The sequence below is a fragment of the Capnocytophaga canis genome (assembly GCF_043187445.1).
Classification (GTDB): Bacteria; Bacteroidota; Bacteroidia; order Flavobacteriales; family Flavobacteriaceae; genus Capnocytophaga; species Capnocytophaga canis.
Genome location: NZ_CP171121.1, coordinates 724451 through 746054, shown reverse-complemented (window position 1 = coordinate 746054; position 21604 = coordinate 724451). Strand labels below are relative to the sequence as shown.

The following is a 21604-nucleotide window of genomic DNA, read 5'->3' as shown; positions in this document are numbered from 1 at the left end:
ATGATATGATCAAGCACATGTATGCACTTTATTCTTTGATTTGAAAGTCATTTGTCTTCAGGTTCTCTTTCTTCTTAATGACCATTTTCTTCTCTTAAAATCCATTGCCTATTTCTTGCAAAATTATATTTTTAGTCGTAGCTTTGTGCTTAATTTCAAAAGATTTATTTATAATTATGAATACAGAAAATTTTAGCATACGCCACATCGGTATCTCAAAAGAAGACGCGGCTGAAATGTTACAAACCATTGGTGCTGCAAGTTTAGATCAACTTATTGATCAGACAATTCCCAAAGACATTCGCTTGAAATCTGCTTTAAATCTTCCAAAAGGTATTAGCGAACATCATTTCTTACAACATATTACTGAATTAGCTCAAAAAAATAAAATCTTCAAATCGTATATCGGTTTGGGATATCACGAAGCATTGACTCCTTCTGTGATCAAGCGAAATATTTTTGAAAATCCAGGTTGGTACACGGCTTATACTCCTTACCAAGCAGAAATTGCACAGGGTCGTTTGGAGGCTTTGTTGAACTATCAAACTGTAGTTATTGAATTAACAGGCATGGAGATTGCTAATGCATCTCTTTTAGATGAGGGAACTGCGGCAGCAGAGGCAATGGCAATGGTGTTTGATTTGCGTTCACGTGAACAAAAAAAGAATAACGCTAACAAATTTTTTGTTTCAGAAACAGTGTTGCCACAAACACTTTCTGTTTTACAAACACGTGCCAATCCTTTCGGAATTGAGTTAGTGGTTGGAAATCACGAAACTATCACATTGGACGACACTTATTTTGGTGCTATTGTGCAGTATCCTGCCACTAATAATGGTGAGGTGTTTAACTATGCGGATTTCGTAAACAAAGCTCACGATTTAGGAATTAAAGTAGTAGTTGCAGCCGATTTGTTGAGTTTAGTGTTATTGGAAGCTCCTGCAAAATTTGGTGCTGACGTTGTAGTTGGAACATCCCAACGTTTCGGTATTCCGTTAGGATATGGGGGGCCTCACGCAGGATATTTTGCTACCCGTGAAGAATATAAACGTTCAATACCTGGTCGTATTATCGGGATTACCATTGATGCAGATGGAAACCCTGCGTTGCGGATGGCTTTGCAAACTCGTGAGCAACATATCAAGCGAGATAAAGCGACTTCAAATATCTGTACAGCACAAGTGTTATTAGCAGTAATGGCAGGAATGTATGCCGTTTACCATGGTCCTAAAGGATTGCAGTTTATTGCAGAAAGAATCCACCAAACGGCGGTTACATTGAAAAACAGTTTGGAAAAATTGGGTGTTACTGTTACAACAAAAACATTTTTTGACACCATTTCTATCAAAGCAGATGCACAAAAGGTAAAAGCTATTGCGGAGAAACACGAAATAAATTTCTTTTATCCAAATCAAGACACTGTTTTGATTTCTGTTAATGAGGCTACGGGAGTTGCTGAGTTGAACCAAATCATTACTGTTTTTGCAGAAGTAGTTGGAAAATCAGTAGAAGAAGTAACTACTTTGGATACAGCGAACGCCATTCCTTCGGATTTAGTGCGTACCTCAGAATTTTTAACCGCTCCTGTGTTTAATTCATACCACAGTGAAACGGATATGATGCGTTATATCAAGAAATTAGAGCGTAAAGATTTAGCATTGAATCACTCGATGATTTCATTAGGTTCTTGTACGATGAAGCTGAATGCCGCTACTGAAATGTTGCCCTTGAGTATGGGACAGTGGGCAAACATACATCCATTTGTACCTAAAAATCAAGCTCTTGGATATCAAGAAATGCTCACGGAATTAGAAAAATCCTTGTCCATCATCACAGGTTTCGAGGCTACATCGTTACAACCTAACTCTGGAGCAAATGGTGAATACGCAGGATTAATGGTCATCCGTCAGTATCATATCTCAAATGGACAAGGACATCGTAACATCTGTTTAATACCTTCATCGGCTCACGGAACCAATCCAGCATCAGCAGTAATGGCAGGTATGGAAGTAGTAGTAACTAAAACGGATGCTCACGGAAATATTGATGTTGCTGATTTAAAAGAAAAAGCTGAAAAGCATAAAGATAATTTAGCTGCAGTGATGATTACTTATCCTTCAACGCATGGAGTGTTTGAATCATCAATCGTAGAAATTGTTAATATTATCCATGAAAATGGAGGACAGGTTTATTTGGATGGAGCAAACATGAATGCACAAGTGGGGCTTACCAACCCTGGAACTATTGGAGCAGATGTGTGCCACTTAAACTTACACAAAACATTCGCTATTCCTCACGGAGGAGGAGGGCCAGGAGTTGGACCTATTTGTGTAGCCAAACATTTAGCACCTTTCTTGCCTACGAATCCAATTGTTTCAACAGGAGGAAATGAAGCCATCACAGCAGTTTCATCAGCTCCTTATGGAAGTGCTTACGTATGTTTGATTTCGTATGCTTATATCAAAATGCTAGGAGCAGAAGGATTAGCAAACGCTACACGTTATGCGATTTTGAATGCTAACTACTTGAAAGAAAATTTGAAAAATTACTATGAAATCCTCTATACGGGAGAGCAAGGACGTGCTGCCCACGAAATGATTTTGGACTGTCGTCCGTTCAAACAAAACGGAATTGAAGCTACTGATATTGCAAAACGATTGATGGACTACGGATTCCACGCTCCAACGGTTTCTTTCCCAGTGGCAGGAACCTTGATGGTAGAACCTACTGAAAGTGAAAGTAAAAATGAACTAGATCGTTTCATCAGTGCCATGATTTCTATTCGTCGAGAGATTGAAGAGGCTACACCAACAGATGAGGCTAATGTGCTGAAAAACGCACCGCACACCTTGTCAATGATTACTGCCGATACTTGGAATTTACCTTACAGCCGTCAGAAAGCTGCTTTCCCTCTGGAGTATATTGCAGAAAATAAATTCTGGCCTACTGTACGTCGTGTAAATGAAGCGCATGGTGACCGTCATTTGATTTGTTCATGTGCTCCAATTGAAGCGTATATGTAATTGAATATCAATAGGTGAAAAGAAAAACTTTGTTGAAATCTTTTGATTTTGACAAAGTTTTTTTCTTATTGTAAAGAAGAGAATAGACGATACTGTAAAAAGAAAAGTGTTAAAAATTAAGTTCTTACTAATGTAAAAGTTATATGCTGTTTTGAATTGAATAGAAAGGAAAATTTGTAATGTTCAAGAGTAAAAATCTTAAATTAAGCAAAATAAATCTGCTTGAGTGTTGAAACTCAAACAGATTTAATATTGAACTTAATTTAGTTGAGTTTTTAAATCAACTATTTTCGGAAAGAGTATATTGTTTTCTAAATGAATAGATTGGAGTAAATTTTCCTCAAACTCTTGGAGCATTGCAAAAGCTACACGATAAGTACTACAAGCATCCATAGGAGGTGTATACTTGTCAGTTAGTTGTGAAATTGATTCAAAACGATGAGCCTCCGTAGTAAACATTTCTTTTATTATTGAGATTGTGTTTGTGATTTTTTCAAAATTTAGGTTTAGAAAAGCTTGATTATTTTGTTGGTCATGTGTCAATTCTCCGATGAGAGGGAATAAAACCTGCTCTTCTTTTTCCATACGTTTTTCTAATTCGTACGTATTTTCTGTGAATAGCTTGTTTATTTCAATTAATTCAGGATGTCTTCCGCCGTGAACTCGACAAAGTTTATCTAAAAACTGCAACAAGTAAGGCGTTTTCTCTCTAACGTAATTGTGGTGTTTACGGACGATGTAATCTGTTAAAAGGTCAAGAGACCAATCATTTACTTTTAAAGAATCATCTTTTTCTTTAGTGATAGTGTTTAGGTCATTGATGAGTTGATTTTCATTTAAATCTTTTTTGTCACAGGCCTCTGTAATAGTTCTTCCGCCTTTGCAACAAAAATCAATTCCGTATTTTTTGAAAATAGCGGCTGTCCGGAAGTCCTCAGCTACAATCTCTCCAATGGTTTTGTTTTTTAGTTCCATGTTTAACTTATTTAATCTTGCGCAAAGATACAATTATTTTTCAAATAAAATACTTTTTTGTCTTTTATTTTATTGAGGTATAGAAAAAGCCACACTACAAAAAGGTGGCCTCTTAAAAATTACATTTCAATAAATAATTACTTTACTTCTTTTTCTTTAGAGCAAGACTCCTTGTCTTTTGCTGCTCCGCTTTTACAACAAGATTTTTTCTCTTTAGAAGAGCAAGATTTTTTCTCTTTAGAAGAGCAAGATTTTTTCTCTTTGGAACAAGATTCTTTATCTTTCGATTTTCCACTTTTGCAACAAGATTTTTTCTCTTTATCTTGTTTAACTCCATCCTGATCCTGTGTCGTTTTTTCAATTGACACGTTCACTTCTTCACCCAAAGTTGTAGCTTGAACATTAGTTATAGCAAACATAAACAATGTAGCTGTTGCGATTCTTACGATTTTCTTCATTTATACTAAAATTTTAAATTAATAATATTATTATTTAGGTTTATTTTTTTTAATTCAGTGCCCAAGCAGAGAGTATGCCATTGAGGCAATTCCTATATTAACATTTTTAGCCTTGACCAATTGGGTGTAACAACTTTCGATAGTAGCCCCCGTAGTGATTAAATCATCGACTAATAAAATTTTGCAATTTTCAATTTTTTCAGTATTTTGTACTGAGAAAATGTTTTCACTATTCTTGAAACGACTCCATAAGTCTTTTTTTGTTTGCGTAGTGTTGGCTTTCACTTTTATAAGTACATCATCTACGTAGTTAGCCTTCAAAATTTGAGCCAACTTTTGTCCAAAAAGAGCTACTTGATTGTATCCTCGCATTTTTAACTTTTTTTTATGCAACGGAACGGGTATAACTACATCAATTTCTTGAAAATGAGGAACGTTTTTTATTTTCTCACCTAACCATTCGCCTAACCACCCTCCAATAGATTCCTTTTTTTGGTATTTTAATTGGTGAATCAAATGCTGAACCACACTGTCCTTATGGAAATAAAACAAAGAGGTAGCTCCAAACAACTCACATTGACCGTAAAACCGTTCCAACAATCTATTGTCTTTGTGCAAATGTAATTGTGTTTCAATGAGTTTTCCTCTACAATAAATACACAGAAATGTCTCCTCATGTCCTAAAACCTGACCACATCCTGAGCAGTATTCAGGAAATATCACAGATAGTAAACCTGAAAAAGACATATTTTGTTATTTTATCTACGGCAAATATAATAATTTTTGAAATATATTTACTAAGTTTGCAGTTAAAATATATTTTTTATCACCATAATATATTAGGACAAATGGCAAATCAAGAAGAATTATTTAAACAAGTTATTTCACACGCCAAGGAATACGGCTATATTTTTCAATCAAGTGAGATATATGATGGACTCAGTGCAGTATATGATTACGCTCAAAATGGAGTGGAATTAAAGAAAAACATACGGGAGTATTGGTGGAAAGCAATGGTGCAAATGCACGAAAACATAGTAGGAATTGATGCAGCAATTTTTATGCATCCAACCACTTGGAAAGCCTCAGGACACGTTGATGCATTTAACGATCCTCTTATCGATAACAAAGATTCTAAAAAACGTTATCGCGCTGATGTGTTGGTCGAAGATTATGTAGCAAAAATTGAAGATAAAATAGAAAAAGAAGTAGCCAAGGCAGCAAAGCGTTTTGGAGAATCTTTTGATAAACAGCAATTTGTCACTACTAATGCTCGAGTTATTGAATATAAAGAAAAGGCGGATAGTATTCTGAAGCGTTTGGCAAAATCACTTGAAAATGAAGACTTAGCCGATGTAAAATCCCTGATAGAAGAATTGGAAATCGTGTGTCCTATTTCGGGAAGCAAAAATTGGACAGAAGTGAAGCAATTCAACCTGATGTTTGGAACAAAATTAGGTGCTACCACGGACACTGCAATGGATCTATATCTGCGTCCTGAAACAGCACAGGGAATTTTTGTAAACTTTTCTAATGTGCAAAAAACAGGGCGTATGAAAATTCCTTTTGGAATCGCTCAAACGGGTAAAGCATTTAGAAATGAGATAGTTGCACGGCAATTTATCTTCCGTATGCGAGAGTTTGAACAAATGGAAATGCAGTTTTTTATCAAACCAGGAACGCAACAACAATGGTATGACTATTGGAAAGAGACGCGTTTAAATTGGCACTTATCATTAGGTTTAGGGGAAGAAAATTATCGTTTTCACGATCATGAAAAATTGGCTCACTATGCCGATGCGGCTTGCGATATTGAATTCAAGTTTCCGTTCGGATTCAAAGAATTAGAAGGTATTCACTCGCGTACTGATTTTGATTTAAGTAATCACGAAAAATATTCAGGTAAAAAATTACAATATTTCGACCCAGAGGAAAATAAGAGCTACGTGCCTTATGTATTAGAAACGTCCGTGGGACTTGATCGTTTGTTCTTAGCGGTGTTTTCAAATGCCTTGCAGGAAGAAACTTTGGAAGGAGGCGAAACCAGAACCGTTTTACGTTTGCCTTTTGTATTAGCTCCTACCAAAGTAGCTATTTTGCCTTTGTTGAAAAAAGACGGACTACCTGAAATTGCCCGTGAAATTTTTGATGATTTGAAATATGATTTCAACGTAGCCTATGACGAGAAGGATGCCGTAGGTCGTCGTTACCGCCGTCAAGATGCCGCAGGGACTCCTTTCTGTGTAACGGTTGATCATCAAACTAAAGAGGATAATACAGTTACTCTACGCCATAGGGATACAATGGAACAGACACGTGTAGATATTAGCGACTTACGCAATATCATATTTAAAGAAGTAGATATGAACCAATGGTTGCGTAAAACACAGAAGTAATCTATTGGTATTCATTTATTTGATTTTTTGTAATTAATAAATTAATTCAGAGGATTGGGAGGTAAAGAAAGTTTTTCTCCCAATCTTTTCGTGCGTTGATAAGAATTTTTATGTCAAACCTATCCCAAAAAGAAGATTTTTTAAAATATCAAGCTCCTACATCGCCCTATCCGATGTTGTTGGAGGTTTCACATGCCAAGGGAAACTATATTTTCACCACTGACGGTAAAAAATATTTAGATTTTGTAGCAGGGGTTTCGGCTTGTACTTTAGGACATTGCCATCCAAAGGTAGTGGAAGCAATTCAAAAACAGTGCGAAACCTATATGCATGTGATGGTTTATGGTGAATATGTTCAAAAACCAGCTGTAGATTTTTGTAAATTGTTAGCAGAGCATCTGCCTGAAAATTTGAATACTACTTATTTAGTAAATTCTGGAACGGAAGCCATCGAAGGCTCTGTGAAACTTGCCAAACGAGCCACGGGACGTACCCAACTTATAGCAGCTAAAAATGCCTATCATGGAAATACCCAAGGTTCCATGAGTTTGATGGGGTACGAAGAGCGTAAGCAACCTTTTCGTCCATTATTGCCTGATGTGGATTTTATTGAATTTAATAATGAATCTGATATTCAGAAAATTACTCACCGTACAGCAGGAGTTGTTTTAGAAAGTATTCAAGGAGGAGCAGGATTCATAGAACCGCAAAATGACTATTTAGTAAAAGTTAAAAGACGCTGTGAAGAGGTAGGAGCATTGCTTATTATTGATGAAATTCAGCCAGGTTTTGGGCGTACAGGGACGTTGTTTGGATTCCAAAACTACGGTTTCGTACCTGATATCATCGCCATCGGTAAGGGAATGGCGAGTGGATTGCCTGTCGGAGCGTTTGTAGCGTCCAACGAGTTGATGAAGTTGTTATCCCACAGCCCAAAATTGGGACATATTACTACCTTTGGAGGAAATCCCGTCATAGCTGCTGCTTCCTTAGCTACCTTAAAAGAGTTGCTTACTACCGATCTTATGGCACAAACTGTAGAGAAAGAAAAACTATTTCGGAAATATTTACAACACCCATTGATTGAAAGTGTTAACGGGCGAGGATTGATGTTAGCAATAATCTTGCAATCGGCTGAAATGGCTGATTTTGTAGTTAACTATTGTCAAGATAAAGGACTGATAGTCTATTGGTTACTTTTTGAGCGAAGAGCCGTTCGTCTGTCGCCTCCATTGACATTGACTGAAGCAGAAATCGAAATTGGTTGTGAGATTATTATCGAAGCACTAAATGCTTATAGATGTAGATAAGGAACTCTTTTCTAATAACAATCACTGAATTGGAAAATGTATTCTAATTGTTGCCAAAGTTATGATTCTCAAGAATCATAACTTTGGCGAAATTGTTTATAAATCTTTTCAATGAGTAAATATAATATTCCTAATAAAAGTAGACGTCACACCTCTTTTTAGTCAACCTCAATCACAATTTGGTTGAATATTTTGAGAATCAATGCTCATTCCCAAGTTCCCAGCGGGATTTTGCTGTAACTTCTTGGCTTGTAAATAGTTTTTCTCTATACTTATGGTATCCAACAATGCCAATCATAGCAGCGTTATCTGTACAGTATTCAAATTTTGGAATGTAGGTTTTCCAGCCGTGTTTTTCTCCCAAAGATTGTAATGTTTCGCGGATACCAGAATTGGCAGACACGCCGCCACCGATGGCAATCTGTTTTATATTAGTCTGTTTTACTGCTTTTTTTAGCTTGGACATTAGTATGTCGATAATGGTATGTTGTACCGAAGCACAGATGTCGGGCATGTTTTCCTTAATAAAATTGGGGTTTTCCTTTGTCTGTTTCTGGACGAAATATAATACAGCTGTCTTTAATCCTGAAAAACTGAAATTCAATTCATTTGTTTGAGGTTTTGGAAAAGAAAAGGCTTTCGGATTTCCTTCTTTTGCATATTTATCAATAAGAGGTCCTCCAGGGTAGGGGAGACCTAAAATTTTAGCAGTTTTATCAAAAGCCTCTCCTACAGCATCATCTAAAGTTTCACCCAAGACTTCCATAGAAAAAAAACTATCAACTCGGACTATTTGCGTATGTCCACCACTGATAGTCATCGCTAGAAAAGGAAATTCAGGTTTTTTAGTTCCCTCATCAATGAAATGAGCTAAAATATGAGCTTGCATATGGTTCACCTCAATAAGAGGAATGTTGAGCCCCATTGAAAGGGATTTAGCAAAAGAAGTGCCGACTAATAGTGATCCCATTAGTCCTGGCCCTCGTGTGAATGCAATTGCTGATAATTCGTTTTGTGATATTCTGGCTTCTTTTAACGCACGGTCTACTACAGGTACGATATTCTGCAAATGTGCTCGAGAAGCTAATTCGGGAACTACACCGCCATACTTTCGGTGAACATCTTGATTAGCAACAACATTTGAGAGTACACAATCATTTTTTAGAACTGCTGCAGAGGTATCATCACACGAAGATTCGATAGCTAAAATATATGTATTGGTCATTTCTCTGATGATTTTATCAATGATAAAAAAGGTACTCGGGAATTGATTCTATATTTTTGGTTACTTCAAACCCCGAGACTTTTAAATTTTTATTATATGGAACTTTTTACTGAATTATTCAGGTAATCGTTCGTATAAGCAACAATGATGTAGTTTTTCATACGTTTTTTCATCAGCTTTGATTTTACCCGCATCATGCCCTATTTTAGCAATCGCTTTTTGTACATCTTCCACAGAACATTTACGCTCATCAATAACTATTTTCATGTTCCCGCTATCTACATTCCAATCTGCACTTTTCACCCCCTTAACCGAATAAGCAGCTTTTTCAATACGTTTTTTACACATTTGGCAATTCCCACCCACAGGGAATTCTGCTTTTTTGTTCTTGTTGATTTCTTTCGTTTCTTGTGCGTTTACTAAAGTTAAGCAGAGTAAACTCGTGATTAAAAATAAAATATTTCTCATAAATGGGTATAAATTTAAATTAGTGTTTAAAATTTCTGATTTTCAAGCGTAAACCTCCATAAATCATTCTGCCAAATGCTGGAGCATACAGCATTGTAGCATCAAAAAATGAGCCAAAAGGATCTTTAGCAGCTAAAATTCCGTTATCTTGTTTATAATTACCTATGTTTTCACCTCCAAGATATATTTCGAAGTTATGTGAAAAAACTTTGGTTATTTGAGCATTAAAAATTCTGAAAGAAGGAGCGTAATCTTCTAATCTATAAGGTGTTGGGTTTTGTTTTGTAGAAGGAAGTCGTTGTTTTCCTATCCAATTGTAGGTGAAGTCAAACTTCCATTTACTATGATTTTTTTCATGCTTTTCTTCGGTCTCATATCCAATATTCACAAAGAAACGATGTTTTGGAGTTAGCGGTTTTTCCATTTGATTTTTAATGTATTGCGTTTTAACATCGTAATATTTGTACGCACTTTTAACATCTAATCTCTGTATTGGAGAAAGACTAAATTCCGCTTGAAATGAATTGGCGAAACTTTTCCCTTCTAAATCATAAAACCAAACTTGCTGAGGAGAATTATCTAAATCGATAACTACTTGATTTTCAAAAGAAGTGCCGTACCAATCAATTACTAATTCTGCTTTGCGGTTTAATATATGGAAAGTTTGAAGAAAGCTAATTCCGTAGTTCCAAGCGATTTCAGGGTTCAAACCGTATATTTTATCATTTTTTTGAATGATATTGAAATCTCTGTTTGATATGAAAAGATGTTGATTTTCAGCGAAAATATTAGCCATTCGTTTTCCTCTTCCTGCCGAAATTCGCAAAGTTGATTCATTCCAAGGGATATATCGTAAATGGAATCGAGGTGTGATAAAATTTCCTAAATGGTTATGACTATCGGCACGAACTCCAGCTACCAAACTCAAATTATCCAAATTGTCGTACGTATATTCAAAAAAAACACCTATTGATTTATCAATTCGAGAGTAATTTGCTTCAAAATTTGAGTCAATCCATTCGTAAAAATCATCGTAAACAATATTGAAACCAGTAGCAAATTTGTTTTTCGTATTGCTGATGATCGAATTGTATAATAAATTTGAATACCAACTTTTTTGATGTATATCATATTGATTCATACCAAAATACGAGTTTTGACGATGGGATAAGAACGCATTTTGGAATCCGAAACTTTTGTACGAAGCATCAGGGAAAACGTATCCTATTTTATTTGAAACACTTAGCTTTTCGGAATCAATTTCGCTTCCCCAATTTTTTTTAGATTTTTTTTCTTTTGAAGGGTCAAAGTTTAGTTGCCCAGCTTGACGCTCATCCTTCATGTAGTTCAGATTTAAGAAACTTACCCAACCATTCTCATTATCAGTATATTGCCATCTGTTTAATACATTGATTTGATTGCCTATTGGCATATCAAGAAAACTATCATGATTATGGTCATTTTTTTGGCGGGTTATATTTCCATGAGTTAAGATAGAGGTACTTAATTTAGGGGAAATTTTATGATTCAAATGAGCATTAATTTCGAATCGACTGTCCTGTGAGCCGTATAAATTCAAAAAGAAAGGAATATCAGTTGCAGGTTTCAAAAATTCGTAATTAATTTGTCCTGAGATGCTTTCATATCCATTGATAACACTTCCTGCTCCTTTGGTAATTTGAATACTTTCAATCCAAGTACCAGGAACGAACGACATTCCATAGGCTTGTAGAGCCCCCCTAAGCGTGGGTATGTTTTCTTCTGCCATTAAGATATAAGGACTTGTAAGTCCAAGCATTTTAATTTGCTTATTTCCTGTTACGGCATCTGAAAAATTTACGTCAATAGAAGGGTTTGTAGAAAAACTTTCTGAAAGGTTACAACAAGCAGCTTTTAAAAGTTCACCACTACTCATGGTTTGTAAATTAGCAATTTGATATTTAGCACGAATAGTGGTGGCTCTTTTATGAGTCACAACCACTTCGTCTAGATTGTTTTCAGCTTTTAATATAACCTCTAAAGGGGTTGATGAAGTTATGGTTAATCGTTCTGTTTCAAATCCTATGTAACTAATGATTAATACATTCGTTTTTTCAGTTCGTTTTATTGTAAATCCACCTTCATCATTAGTAGAAACACCTATGGAAGTTCCTTCCCAATAAACATTTACCCCTGTCATAGGCTGTTTTTCTTGGTCAAAAACGTTTCCTTTTACATACTCTTGGGAAAAAATGCCAATAGGCAAAATGCCTAAAAGCATAAATATATATTTTTTCATTATTATTTTGTATTTTATGTATTTTTTACTTTTTAAATTATAATCAAATGTACACGAAGTAATAAAAAGCATATTATCAATGAGATAAAATGTTTTATGAATTTGACGCAATCATACTAAAAAGTAAATTTATGCATAAAATACGAGCTGACAATATAGCTCATAAAGAGGAGGAGCATTCGAATCTACATAAAATGAAGGAATGCTTTTTTTTGTTTTTTTGGTTATTATAAATGGAGGTTGAGCGACTGATATTTGTGTTAAAACACATGGATACAAATGCCACTCAAAAGATTTTGTGGTAATTTTTCCGTTGTCATAATCCGATGACTCGAAAAAATCGCCATCACAACATTCGTCGTGAAGTTCTTCACTTGATGAAAGATTATCATCATAGATAATACAGCAATCTTTTGATAAAGAAGAACATATGTCCTCATTATCTGTTGCGTATATATATTTGAATGAAATGTGGGTCAGCTGTTCTTGACAAAAATGCAAATCAAAACCCCATCCTGAATTTGAAAATAGGATGAAAATAGTTAATAATATGCTTGTTATTCTGCGAATCATAGCGAATGCAAAGGTAATTATTTTTTTGTGAAATAAGGTAAAATAAAATTGTTTTTTTGTTGCTTAGACACAACTATCCGAAACTTTTAAAATAAAAGTTGCCTGAGAATGTCGTATATTTGAAAAATCCCCATTTTTTTTTAATTATGGCACTCTTCAGGCGAAGCAAAAATACAAATAAACCCGTAATCAGACAAATTTTAGATCTCATTCCTACGCATATTTTAAGAGCGGAAATCGCTAAACATCAGTCCGATAAAGGAAAATCTGCCTATAAAACTCGCGATCAATCGGTGGCACTAACTTTCGGACAGCTGAATAAATGCTATACGCTATCCGACATAAGTTGCGGATTATCAGTAAGTAGCACTTTCCTAAGCGATCTCCAACTCAAACAAAGTCCCACAAAATCAACAATGAGTGATGGAAACAAAGTAAGACATTATGGAGTATTTAAAGATTTGTATTCCAGTCTTTTAAAGTACTACAAACACTCTTTAAAAGCCAAACATCAAAGTCATATCATCGATGAAATCCAAAACCACAAAATAAAAATCATTGACAGTACTACCATTAGCCTGTGTTTAAGTCTTTTCAACTGGGCAAAATTTATTCACAAGATTTTATTTGTTTCAAAGGTGTTCATGATACGCTTCGCTTGATTCGGACAGCTAAAGGCGGACTCAAAATTCACACCGTTTGGGACGATCAACTTGGATTGCCTGATGAAAAAGACCACGACATCCTCAAAGATGAAATCATCGTTTTGACCTCAAAAAAGGCTATGAAGCAAAATTTACAGATAAAAACTTTTCTTGGCACGAGTGAAAATGCGGTAAAATCACAGGTTTATGTAGCTTTGATTTGCGTCTTCTATTGGAGTTGATAAAGCGATTTCATAGCGATAAAAAGACGGCATTTAGTAATTTTTACGAGAAAATAAGGGTCTGTCTGATGCACTATCTGACGCTGAGTTATGTCTGCAACGAACTGAAACCTATCGTAAAAAAAGCAAAAAAACCACCTGAAAACACACTCTTTGACAGAGATAATTCCGCACAACAAACAAGTCTTCCCTTATAAATAAAGGGTTGACAAGGGTTTTTATGTCGTTTTCAAAAAACTTTCGGACGGCTGTGAATTTTATAATATGTATATTTTTAAGAGTTATTCCTTCAAATATTTTTCAGGAATATATTTTTTGCCTTTCAAATCAATGAAGTATTGATAATCATCTTGATATACGAGAATATATAGCCTTGCTTTTGTTCTGTTTTCAATGTTTTGCGTGTCAATTTCTTCTTTTGAAGTATGTCTGAAATCTAAAAAATGTAACTGCTTTTGAGGTTTGATAACCCATTGCATTGTGGTAAGGTCAATAACTCCCATTGTATTATTTATAGATTCTGCAATGGCGTATCCTAATCGTTTTTTCTTTATTTCCTTGATGAACAGAGTTTTTGTATCACCCGAAATACTCGTAAAATGGCTGTATTCTTCTCCTTTTTTCTTGGTCAGAAACCAAATATTATCTTTTGCAAACGTATTTTGCTCAATCGTTTCGTATTCAAACTCAAAAGAAGGCAAAGGTTTGTCTTTTGCATTAACAATTCCCATCATAGAATTTTCTTTTGATAACTTTCGAGCTAAAACATAGGTGTTTCCGTTATGAGTAATAATATCAACATATTCAAAATTCTTGTTGTTGGGAGTTGCTTTTTTGGGTTTTTCCTCAACATAAATGGTCTTTATCTCTGTTTTTACTTCCTCTATGTTTAGGTCACCAATTGGATGTAGAGAAGCATATTTTTTGTAAGGTTTCAGTTCCAAGCCACTTGTAGGGTGGTATTCAAACTCAAAAAATCCGTTGTGAGAATAGAAATTCCCTTTTATTTTTGGAGTAGAAAGCTCCCCTTGTATTAAGATTGGACTGCCTGAAGGCGGAACGATTTCTTCCATTGTTTCTGCATCAATGTATCCTGTGTCAAATCCTCGTTGGAAATACAAAATATTGCCAATGGAGTTCGCATCGTAGTCTTTGAAGAAGTCTTTTATCTTATTTTGGGCAAATATTTCTGGAGTTAGGTTTTCTTCTTGATTGTCAAACTCTTTCGGAAGGAATTTTTTTCCGCTGAAGTCCATATAAAAATCTCTTGAATAGCTATCTGTGCTTATCAGAATACGATATTTTGCCCGATTTTTAATATCGTGCCGATTAACTTTCTTGTCGGTGTCCACAATTAAGTCTCTGAAAACCAATTTCTCTTGCGGAGGAATAACCCATTCCATTTTTACCAAATCCACAACAGCATAATTTTCTTTATTAATATTTTTGGCTATTCCGTAGCCGAAAATTACCGTTAAGGCAGAAATATCATCAGGAACTTGATTCTTCAATTTTTCTTCTCCTGACATATTGATAAAGCCTATTACTTTATTCTTACTCATTGCCGAGTCTTGAACTTTAAGCCAAACGTCATTTTCATTGGAAGCATATTTGTTTACATCAATCCACGAATGTTTGTAATTAAAATGCTCTGAAATATTGCCTTGTTGGTCTATGATAGCATACAAATATCCATCTTCAACTTTTTTACATACAATTAAATAGTATTTTCCTTTATACTTAAAAACATCATTATCTCCAAAATAGTTACAACTTTCATATTCTTTGGCGAAAAATACAGTTCTGTTTTTTATCTGAAACCCTTTTGATAACTTATCTGAAGGTACAAATTCATATTTTGATTTCTTATAAGAAGGAGAATATAAAACACAACTGTAATTTATTTCTTCTTTAGTTGAAATTTTCCAGTTTTTATCTACCGAAAATGTGTAATAATGCTCATCAAATGCACTATAAATCACTTTTCCTCTAATCGGAGAAAAACTTTCAATGTAAATACTGGTATGAATTGGCTTAACGAGGGTTTGCATCGTTTTCTTATTCATAAGTCCTAATTTTCTATCCACATAAAAGGGAAGAATATCATTAGGATTTGTATTTTTACAATTGGTAAAAAGTTCCTCAAGTTCTTTGCGTACCTCTTCTTCAGTTTGTGAAAAACCGCAGAATGAAGTTAAAAACAAAATCATTAAATATACCTTCTTCATAGTTGTTTGTTTTGTTTGATTGTTTTAAAGGTCGTAGAAATTAATAGAGATGTTTTATACTTGACATCTAAATATTTCCTAAGTGAGGAGTTCCTGTGCTTTGTATGCCTGTTAATATCCTTGCCATATTACTATTTTTAATCGTTTTTTATTCTTTTTGATTCATCTTCAGAAAAGCCAAAATTACAAAAACATTTTTATACTTATCAATTTAAACTTCGCTTTAATGCCCCCCTTCAAATTACACTTCTTCAAATCAATTTGTTTTAATGCTCGAATATGTTATCAAATAACAAAAGGTTTAAAGCAAACGCTTTAAACCTTTTGTTATTTGATTTGTTTTTATTTTAGCCAATCATAGCCTTTTTCTTCAAGTTCGAGAGCGAGTTCTTTTCCGCCCGACTTCACGATTTTTCCATCGGCAAGTACGTGAACATAATCCGGAACGATGTACTCCAACAAACGCTGATAGTGTGTGATAACAATTACCGCATTGTTTTGGCTTTTTAGTTTGTTTACTCCGTTTGCCACGATACGAAGAGCGTCGATATCCAATCCGGAGTCTGTTTCGTCCAATATTGCGACTTTTGGCTCAAGCATTGCCATTTGGAAGATTTCGTTACGTTTCTTTTCTCCCCCTGAAAAACCTTCGTTGAGCGAACGAGATAAGAAATCTTTGTTGATTTCCAAAAGTTCAGCTTTCTCGCGGATTTTCTTTAGAAGTTCAGCCGCAGGCATTTCCTCTTCACCACGAGCTTTTCTCGCTTCGTTTACCGCAGTTTTTATGAAGTTTGTAACGGAAATTCCGGGGATTTCCACAGGATATTGAAAGGACATAAATATTCCCTTATGGGCTCTTTCTTCGGGAGCGTCTTCCAAAATGCTTTCTCCTTCCAAAATGATGTCTCCCTCAGTAACTTCGAAGTTTTCATTGCCCGAAATCACTGCCGAAAGCGTGGATTTTCCTGCTCCATTAGGTCCCATAATGGCGTGAACCTCACCTGCTTTTACATTCAGGTTGATGCCTTTTAAAATTTCTTTATCCTCTACAGAGGCGTGTAAGTTCTTTATCTCTAACATTTTATATATTGATTTTTTAATTTATTTTCTATTTTAATTTAGGTGTACTTCCACTGCAGCAGGGAATACTCTTTCAGGGTCAAAGAAAGTAGCACAGCTATTGACAAGGTGTTGAACATCAGATTGTAGCATTCCTTTAAAAACTTGTTTATTATTCACTACAACAGTAACTTCTTTGCTGAAATCCACCAAATTTTGGTTCAAATAAACAACAAATTTTCCTTTCTGCAAAGGAATATGCGTTTTTTGATATTTCGTGAATAAGTTCCAACGAGGACTTCTTTCAATTCCCTTATAAGTAACTTCATCAACATTGATACTTACTTTGTTATCAATGATGTTCATCGTGTAACGCACACGTTCTGCTCCACGTTCTTTGATGGCAATGTTATAAAATCCTTTTCGGTAGATGCCGTCCATCGGGAAATCCTCCCAAACTACTTTTTTCGGATGCGGATTACGTGTATATTGCTTTAGCCAAGGTGTCGTAGGGCGATAGTCTATTCCGTGTCCTTTGTTAGGAATCAACTCAATGTGATGTACAAATCCCTGAGGGTCTTCGGCTTTAAACTTTTCAAATTCTTCTTTAGCATATCGAGTAAATAAATCTCGATGAAACATATTATCGTTTGCCCCTGTTCGCAGTGAAAAAGCAATATTTCGGCAGTTTTCTACCGGAGCGTTTATGAGTGGTTCGCCTCCTGCCATCGGACCTGCTCCCGCTAAATAATCAGCATAAAAAGAAGCTAATCGCTGACTTCCGTAACCTCCTTCAGATATTCCGAAGAAATACACTCTATTAGCGTCTACTTTCCCTGAAAGAAAAGCCAATCGGAGTAGTTTCTCCCAAGTAAATTGTTTTGACTTTTGCCACCAACGATATAGTTCGCCCGTATTGGGAATTTGCGGAATGAAATAGGCAGATGGAGCATCTTCAAAGCGTTGTGCAAGAATCTTTCCGTTAGCCCACTCCTGATGTTTATCGCCCGACCCGTGCATATACACAAAAAGCGGATACCCTTTTTCAGGTTGATTGCCTTTGGAAGCCCAATAGAAAGGCATTGTAGCATTTGCCTCCAAGTTAACAGGAAGTTGCCAACGATTGCCTTGAGTAGCATTGGTAAGAGGAGCTAAATCTCCTAACTTCTCTTCAGAAAAACTTTGGTTTGCTTCTTTCCAACTTTGCCAAATTTCTTGTTGCGTATGGGCTATTTCAGTAAGCGACAAGGTTTTCCCTTCTTGAAAAGACGTCATTTTACCCGATAGGTGTTCTACGAAAAATTGTTTGACCTTCTCTTTGGATATATTTCCTTTTGGAGCTTCTTGCTCCGGCTTAGGGATTTCTTGTTCTTTTGAGGGTTCAGTATGTTCTGCTTTGCTGCAAGATGTACTTACCAAAGCCCAAAGTGTGATGAATAAAAATGCTTGTTTCATAAATCGTTATGTTTGTAATAGTAGTTATATGTCAGTTATTTTTGGTTTTATTTAAGGTGTGATGTTACCTTTCTTTGTTTGGAAAATATTGTGTACGGACGTATTGCAATATGCCCCTACGGGAAAATATCTCATATCATATCACTATGCACAATGTAAGGGCAAAAGATGTTTTGCCCCTACGGGGAAATATTTCATATCACATTGCCCTACATAATGTACGGGCGTATTGCAATACGCCCTTACAGGAAAACACCTCATATCACATTGCTATACACAATGTACGGGCGAAATGTTTTCCGCCCCTACATTTTTTTGTTTTGTACCACCTTGCGGACTTATCTTTTATCCTCAATGCCAAATTCTCGCCACTGACTTTGCTGATAATCCATCTTGGTTCTTTTCCGAGCAACCGATTGTTTGTCGGTAAGCAGCTTGAGTTGCTTGTCGAACTCCTCAGTTTTCGATTTTAAATCGGCTTTCAGCTTCTCTTGTTCGCTGTTTAGGGTTTCGACTTTGTTTTTTAAGGCTTCCAACTCATTGATAAAAGCCTCATCAATCCCTGCGGGTAGATTATCCTTGTGATTTCTAAGCCCGTCAATCATTAACTTTACAGATTTGATGTTTTCTGCATACGATTTCCTTGCCATAATAATTCGATTTTAATGGTTAATATTCCGTTTAAGCCTTCCACCTTTGTTATCCATTAGTTTTTGGGCTATTTTATTAAAAAACAAGCAAATATCGAGCCAAATATTACTTATTATCAGCTTTTTATGAACGTATTTATCAACAGTTTTTGTTTTTGTAACGTGGATTGTATTTCTGCTGATGTTAATTTATATCTATATTGCTTAAAAAACACCTTATATCACATTGCTCTATACAATGTACGGGCAAAATATCTTATATCATAATTGCTCTACATAATGTACGGGCGTATTGCAATACGCCCCTACGGGGAAACATCTCATATCACATCACTATGCACAATGTAAGGACAAAAGATGTTTTGCCCCTACGGGGAATATCTTACATCATATTGTCCTGCATAATGTACGGGCGTATTGCAATACGCCCCTACGGGAAATATCTTATATCATAATCGCTTTACATAATGTACGGGCGTATTGCAATACGCCCCTACGGGGAAACATCTCATATCACATCACTATGCACAATGTAAGGGCAAAAGATGTTTTGCCCCTACGGGGAAATATTTTATATCATATCGTCCTACACAATATACGGGCGAAATATCTTTCGCCTCTACAAGGAAATGCCTTGTACTATTAGGGATATTGTCCATCTCTTTAGGGATATTGTTCATCCCCTTAGGGAAACACTCTATCCCCTTAGGGAAACACTCTATCCCTTTAGGGGAACACTCTATCCCTTTAGGGAAATGCCTTGTACCATTAAGGATATTGTTCATCCCTTTAGGGAAATGCCTTGTACCATTAAGGATATTGCTCATCCCTTTAGGGAAATACATTATCCCTGATAAAAAATGTTCCATCCCTTTAGGGATTTGTCTCATCCCTTATAGAAAAACAAAATATTTTGATGAAATACACTTTATCTATATAGGGAAATGCTTTATATTACATTATTTTAAACGATGTAAGGGTGTATTGCAATACACCCCTACTGTATTAACGCCTTGTTATGGTTGTTTTCTGTGAAAAATAGCTTGAAACTTGGCTTTTTCATCTTTCTTTTTGAAAAAGATTATTGGGTGTCGAGCCTCTCGACCTATCCGACGCTTCCTTCCAAAGAGATTTCTAATAATTTCTGAGCTTCTACGGCAAATTCCATTGGGAGTTTGTTTAAAACCTCCTTGCTGAAGCCGTTTACAATTAGGGCGATGGCTTTTTCCGTGTCGATACCGCGTTGGTTGCAGTAGAAAATTTGGTCTTCCCCAATTTTGGAGGTTGTGGCTTCGTGTTCTATTTGAGCGGTTTTGTTTTTTGCTTCGATATATGGGAAGGTATGAGCTCCGCACTCGTTGCCCATCAAGAGGGAATCACATTGCGAGAAGTTTCGTGCATTCTCGGCGTTCGGACTAACTTTCACCAATCCTCGGTAAGAATTCTGCGATTGTCCGGCAGAAATCCCTTTTGAAATGATTGTTGAACGGGTGTTTTTCCCTAAGTGAATCATTTTGGTTCCTGTATCCGCCTGTTGGAAGTGATTGGTTACGGCGATGGAGTAAAATTCCCCAATCGAATTATCACCTTTGAGCACACACGATGGATATTTCCACGTCACTGCGGAACCTGTCTCAACCTGTGTCCAAGATATTTTAGCGTTCTTTTCACATAGTCCGCGTTTGGTTACAAAATTGAAAACCCCTCCTTTACCATCTTTATCCCCCGGGAACCAATTCTGAACGGTTGAGTATTTTATCTCGGCATTGTCCAAAGCTATCAGCTCCACTACGGCAGCGTGTAATTGGTTTTCGTCACGTTGCGGAGCGGTACATCCTTCAAGATAAGACACGTAGCTACCTTCATCGGCAATTACCAATGTACGCTCGAACTGCCCTGTACCTGCCTGATTGATTCGGAAATAGGTAGAAAGTTCCATCGGACAACGCACCCCTTTGGGAACATAACAGAAAGAGCCGTCGGAAAATACCGCCGAGTTCAGGGCAGCATAGAAATTGTCGGTTTTAGGTACGACAGAGCCGATGTATTTTTTCACCAATTCGGGGTGTTCTTGAATGGCTTCGGAGATAGAACAGAATATGATTCCTTTTTCTGCTAACGTCTTTTTGAAAGTTGTCGCCACCGAAACGGAATCCATCACGATGTCCATCGCAACAGGGGCAACGCCTGTTAAACGTTTCTGCTCTTCGATGGAAATACCCAATTTGTTAAAAGTTTCAAGAAGTTTTGGGTCTACTTCATCTAAACTTTCGTATTGAGGTTTCTGCTTGGGTGCGGAATAATACGAAATGTCTTGGAAATCTGGTTTTTCGTATTTTACATTTGCCCACTCGGGTTCTTCCATTTCTTTCCAAATGCGGAAGGCTTCGAGACGCCAATTGGTCATCCATTCAGGCTCGTTTTTCTTTTTGGAAATCGCAATTACAATTTCCTCATTGAGCCCCTTTGGGAATGTTTCGGCTTCGATATCGGTATAAAAACCATAGGCATATTCCTTGGTTTGTAGTTCGTCACGTAAATCGTCTTCTGTGTATTTTGCCATAGTTTTAGTTTTTAAGTTTAAGGTCTGAGGTTCAAAGTTCAAGGTTTAAAGAGTGAA

Annotated in this window: 16 protein-coding genes and 1 pseudogene; 4 read left to right on the top strand and 13 right to left on the bottom strand. The window is 36.1% G+C overall.

The features are described from left to right. The first annotated feature begins 176 nt into the window (after window positions 1-176). The gene (gene gcvP / locus ACF3OB_RS03325; protein WP_042343522.1) at window positions 177-3023 is read left to right on the top strand and encodes an aminomethyl-transferring glycine dehydrogenase; all 2847 of its coding nucleotides are present in this window, start codon (window positions 177-179) and stop codon (window positions 3021-3023) included. Between the two features lie 258 nt (window positions 3024-3281). On the opposite strand, the gene ric is transcribed toward gcvP, so the two are convergent. From ric to ACF3OB_RS03310, 3 genes are all read right to left on the bottom strand, one after another. Continuing rightward, window positions 3282-3998, bottom strand: coding sequence for an iron-sulfur cluster repair di-iron protein (gene ric, locus ACF3OB_RS03320; protein ID WP_392448328.1), 717 nt, complete (start codon window positions 3996-3998; stop codon window positions 3282-3284). A gap of 137 nt (window positions 3999-4135) precedes the next feature. Further along, window positions 4136-4456, bottom strand: a complete 321-nt coding sequence (locus ACF3OB_RS03315) for a hypothetical protein (RefSeq protein WP_198540562.1) — start codon at window positions 4454-4456, stop codon at window positions 4136-4138. Between the two features lie 54 nt (window positions 4457-4510). Continuing rightward, window positions 4511-5203, bottom strand: coding sequence for a ComF family protein (locus ACF3OB_RS03310; protein ID WP_392448326.1), 693 nt, complete (start codon window positions 5201-5203; stop codon window positions 4511-4513). 101 nt (window positions 5204-5304) lie between these two features. Between ACF3OB_RS03310 and ACF3OB_RS03305 the strand changes: the two genes are divergently transcribed. Together ACF3OB_RS03305 and ACF3OB_RS03300 are read left to right on the top strand one after the other, a co-directional pair. Then, window positions 5305-6852, top strand: a complete 1548-nt coding sequence (locus tag ACF3OB_RS03305) for a glycine--tRNA ligase (protein ID WP_042347789.1) — start codon at window positions 5305-5307, stop codon at window positions 6850-6852. 110 nt (window positions 6853-6962) lie between these two features. Then, a complete protein-coding gene (locus ACF3OB_RS03300) occupies window positions 6963-8162 on the top strand; it encodes an aspartate aminotransferase family protein (RefSeq protein ID WP_392448324.1) in 1200 nt (399 codons plus the stop codon). A 199-nt stretch (window positions 8163-8361) separates the two neighbouring features. On the opposite strand, the gene tsaD is transcribed toward ACF3OB_RS03300, so the two are convergent. The 4 genes from tsaD to ACF3OB_RS03280 form a co-directional block, all read right to left on the bottom strand. After that, window positions 8362-9387, bottom strand: coding sequence for a tRNA (adenosine(37)-N6)-threonylcarbamoyltransferase complex transferase subunit TsaD (gene tsaD, locus ACF3OB_RS03295; protein ID WP_119651978.1), 1026 nt, complete (start codon window positions 9385-9387; stop codon window positions 8362-8364). 114 nt (window positions 9388-9501) lie between these two features. Continuing rightward, complete coding sequence (locus ACF3OB_RS03290) at window positions 9502-9855, bottom strand: heavy-metal-associated domain-containing protein (protein ID WP_042007504.1); 354 nt, start codon at window positions 9853-9855, stop codon at window positions 9502-9504. A 19-nt stretch (window positions 9856-9874) separates the two neighbouring features. After that, window positions 9875-12136: a carboxypeptidase-like regulatory domain-containing protein gene (locus ACF3OB_RS03285; protein WP_392448747.1), complete on the bottom strand. Its 2262-nt coding sequence runs from the start codon at window positions 12134-12136 to the stop codon at window positions 9875-9877. Between the two features lie 126 nt (window positions 12137-12262). After that, window positions 12263-12706, bottom strand: coding sequence for an HYC_CC_PP family protein (locus ACF3OB_RS03280; protein WP_392448323.1), 444 nt, complete (start codon window positions 12704-12706; stop codon window positions 12263-12265). A gap of 146 nt (window positions 12707-12852) precedes the next feature. Here ACF3OB_RS03280 and ACF3OB_RS03275 point away from each other — a divergent pair. Then, window positions 12853-13789: pseudogene (locus ACF3OB_RS03275) on the top strand (DUF4372 domain-containing protein). Window positions 13790-13873: 84 nt separating this feature from the next. On the opposite strand, the gene ACF3OB_RS03270 reads toward ACF3OB_RS03275, so the two are convergent. The 6 genes from ACF3OB_RS03270 to sufB all read right to left on the bottom strand — a co-directional run bounded on the left by ACF3OB_RS03270 (window position 13874) and on the right by sufB (window position 21547). Beyond that, window positions 13874-15820: a hypothetical protein gene (locus ACF3OB_RS03270; RefSeq protein WP_392448321.1), complete on the bottom strand. Its 1947-nt coding sequence runs from the start codon at window positions 15818-15820 to the stop codon at window positions 13874-13876. 342 nt (window positions 15821-16162) lie between these two features. Beyond that, a complete protein-coding gene (gene sufC, locus ACF3OB_RS03265) occupies window positions 16163-16900 on the bottom strand; it encodes a Fe-S cluster assembly ATPase SufC (RefSeq protein ID WP_013998035.1) in 738 nt (245 codons plus the stop codon). 33 nt (window positions 16901-16933) lie between these two features. Further along, the gene (locus tag ACF3OB_RS03260) at window positions 16934-18334 is read right to left on the bottom strand and encodes a hypothetical protein (RefSeq protein WP_392448319.1); all 1401 of its coding nucleotides are present in this window, start codon (window positions 18332-18334) and stop codon (window positions 16934-16936) included. Between the two features lie 338 nt (window positions 18335-18672). Then, complete coding sequence (locus ACF3OB_RS03255; RefSeq protein WP_095912428.1) at window positions 18673-18984, bottom strand: membrane-binding protein; 312 nt, start codon at window positions 18982-18984, stop codon at window positions 18673-18675. Between the two features lie 521 nt (window positions 18985-19505). Continuing rightward, entirely contained in the window at window positions 19506-19853 is a 348-nt protein-coding gene (locus ACF3OB_RS03250) for a hypothetical protein (RefSeq protein ID WP_232745178.1), read from the bottom strand. Between the two features lie 236 nt (window positions 19854-20089). After that, a complete protein-coding gene (gene sufB / locus ACF3OB_RS03245; RefSeq protein ID WP_041986640.1) occupies window positions 20090-21547 on the bottom strand; it encodes a Fe-S cluster assembly protein SufB in 1458 nt (485 codons plus the stop codon). Window positions 21548-21604: the final 57 nt, after the last annotated feature.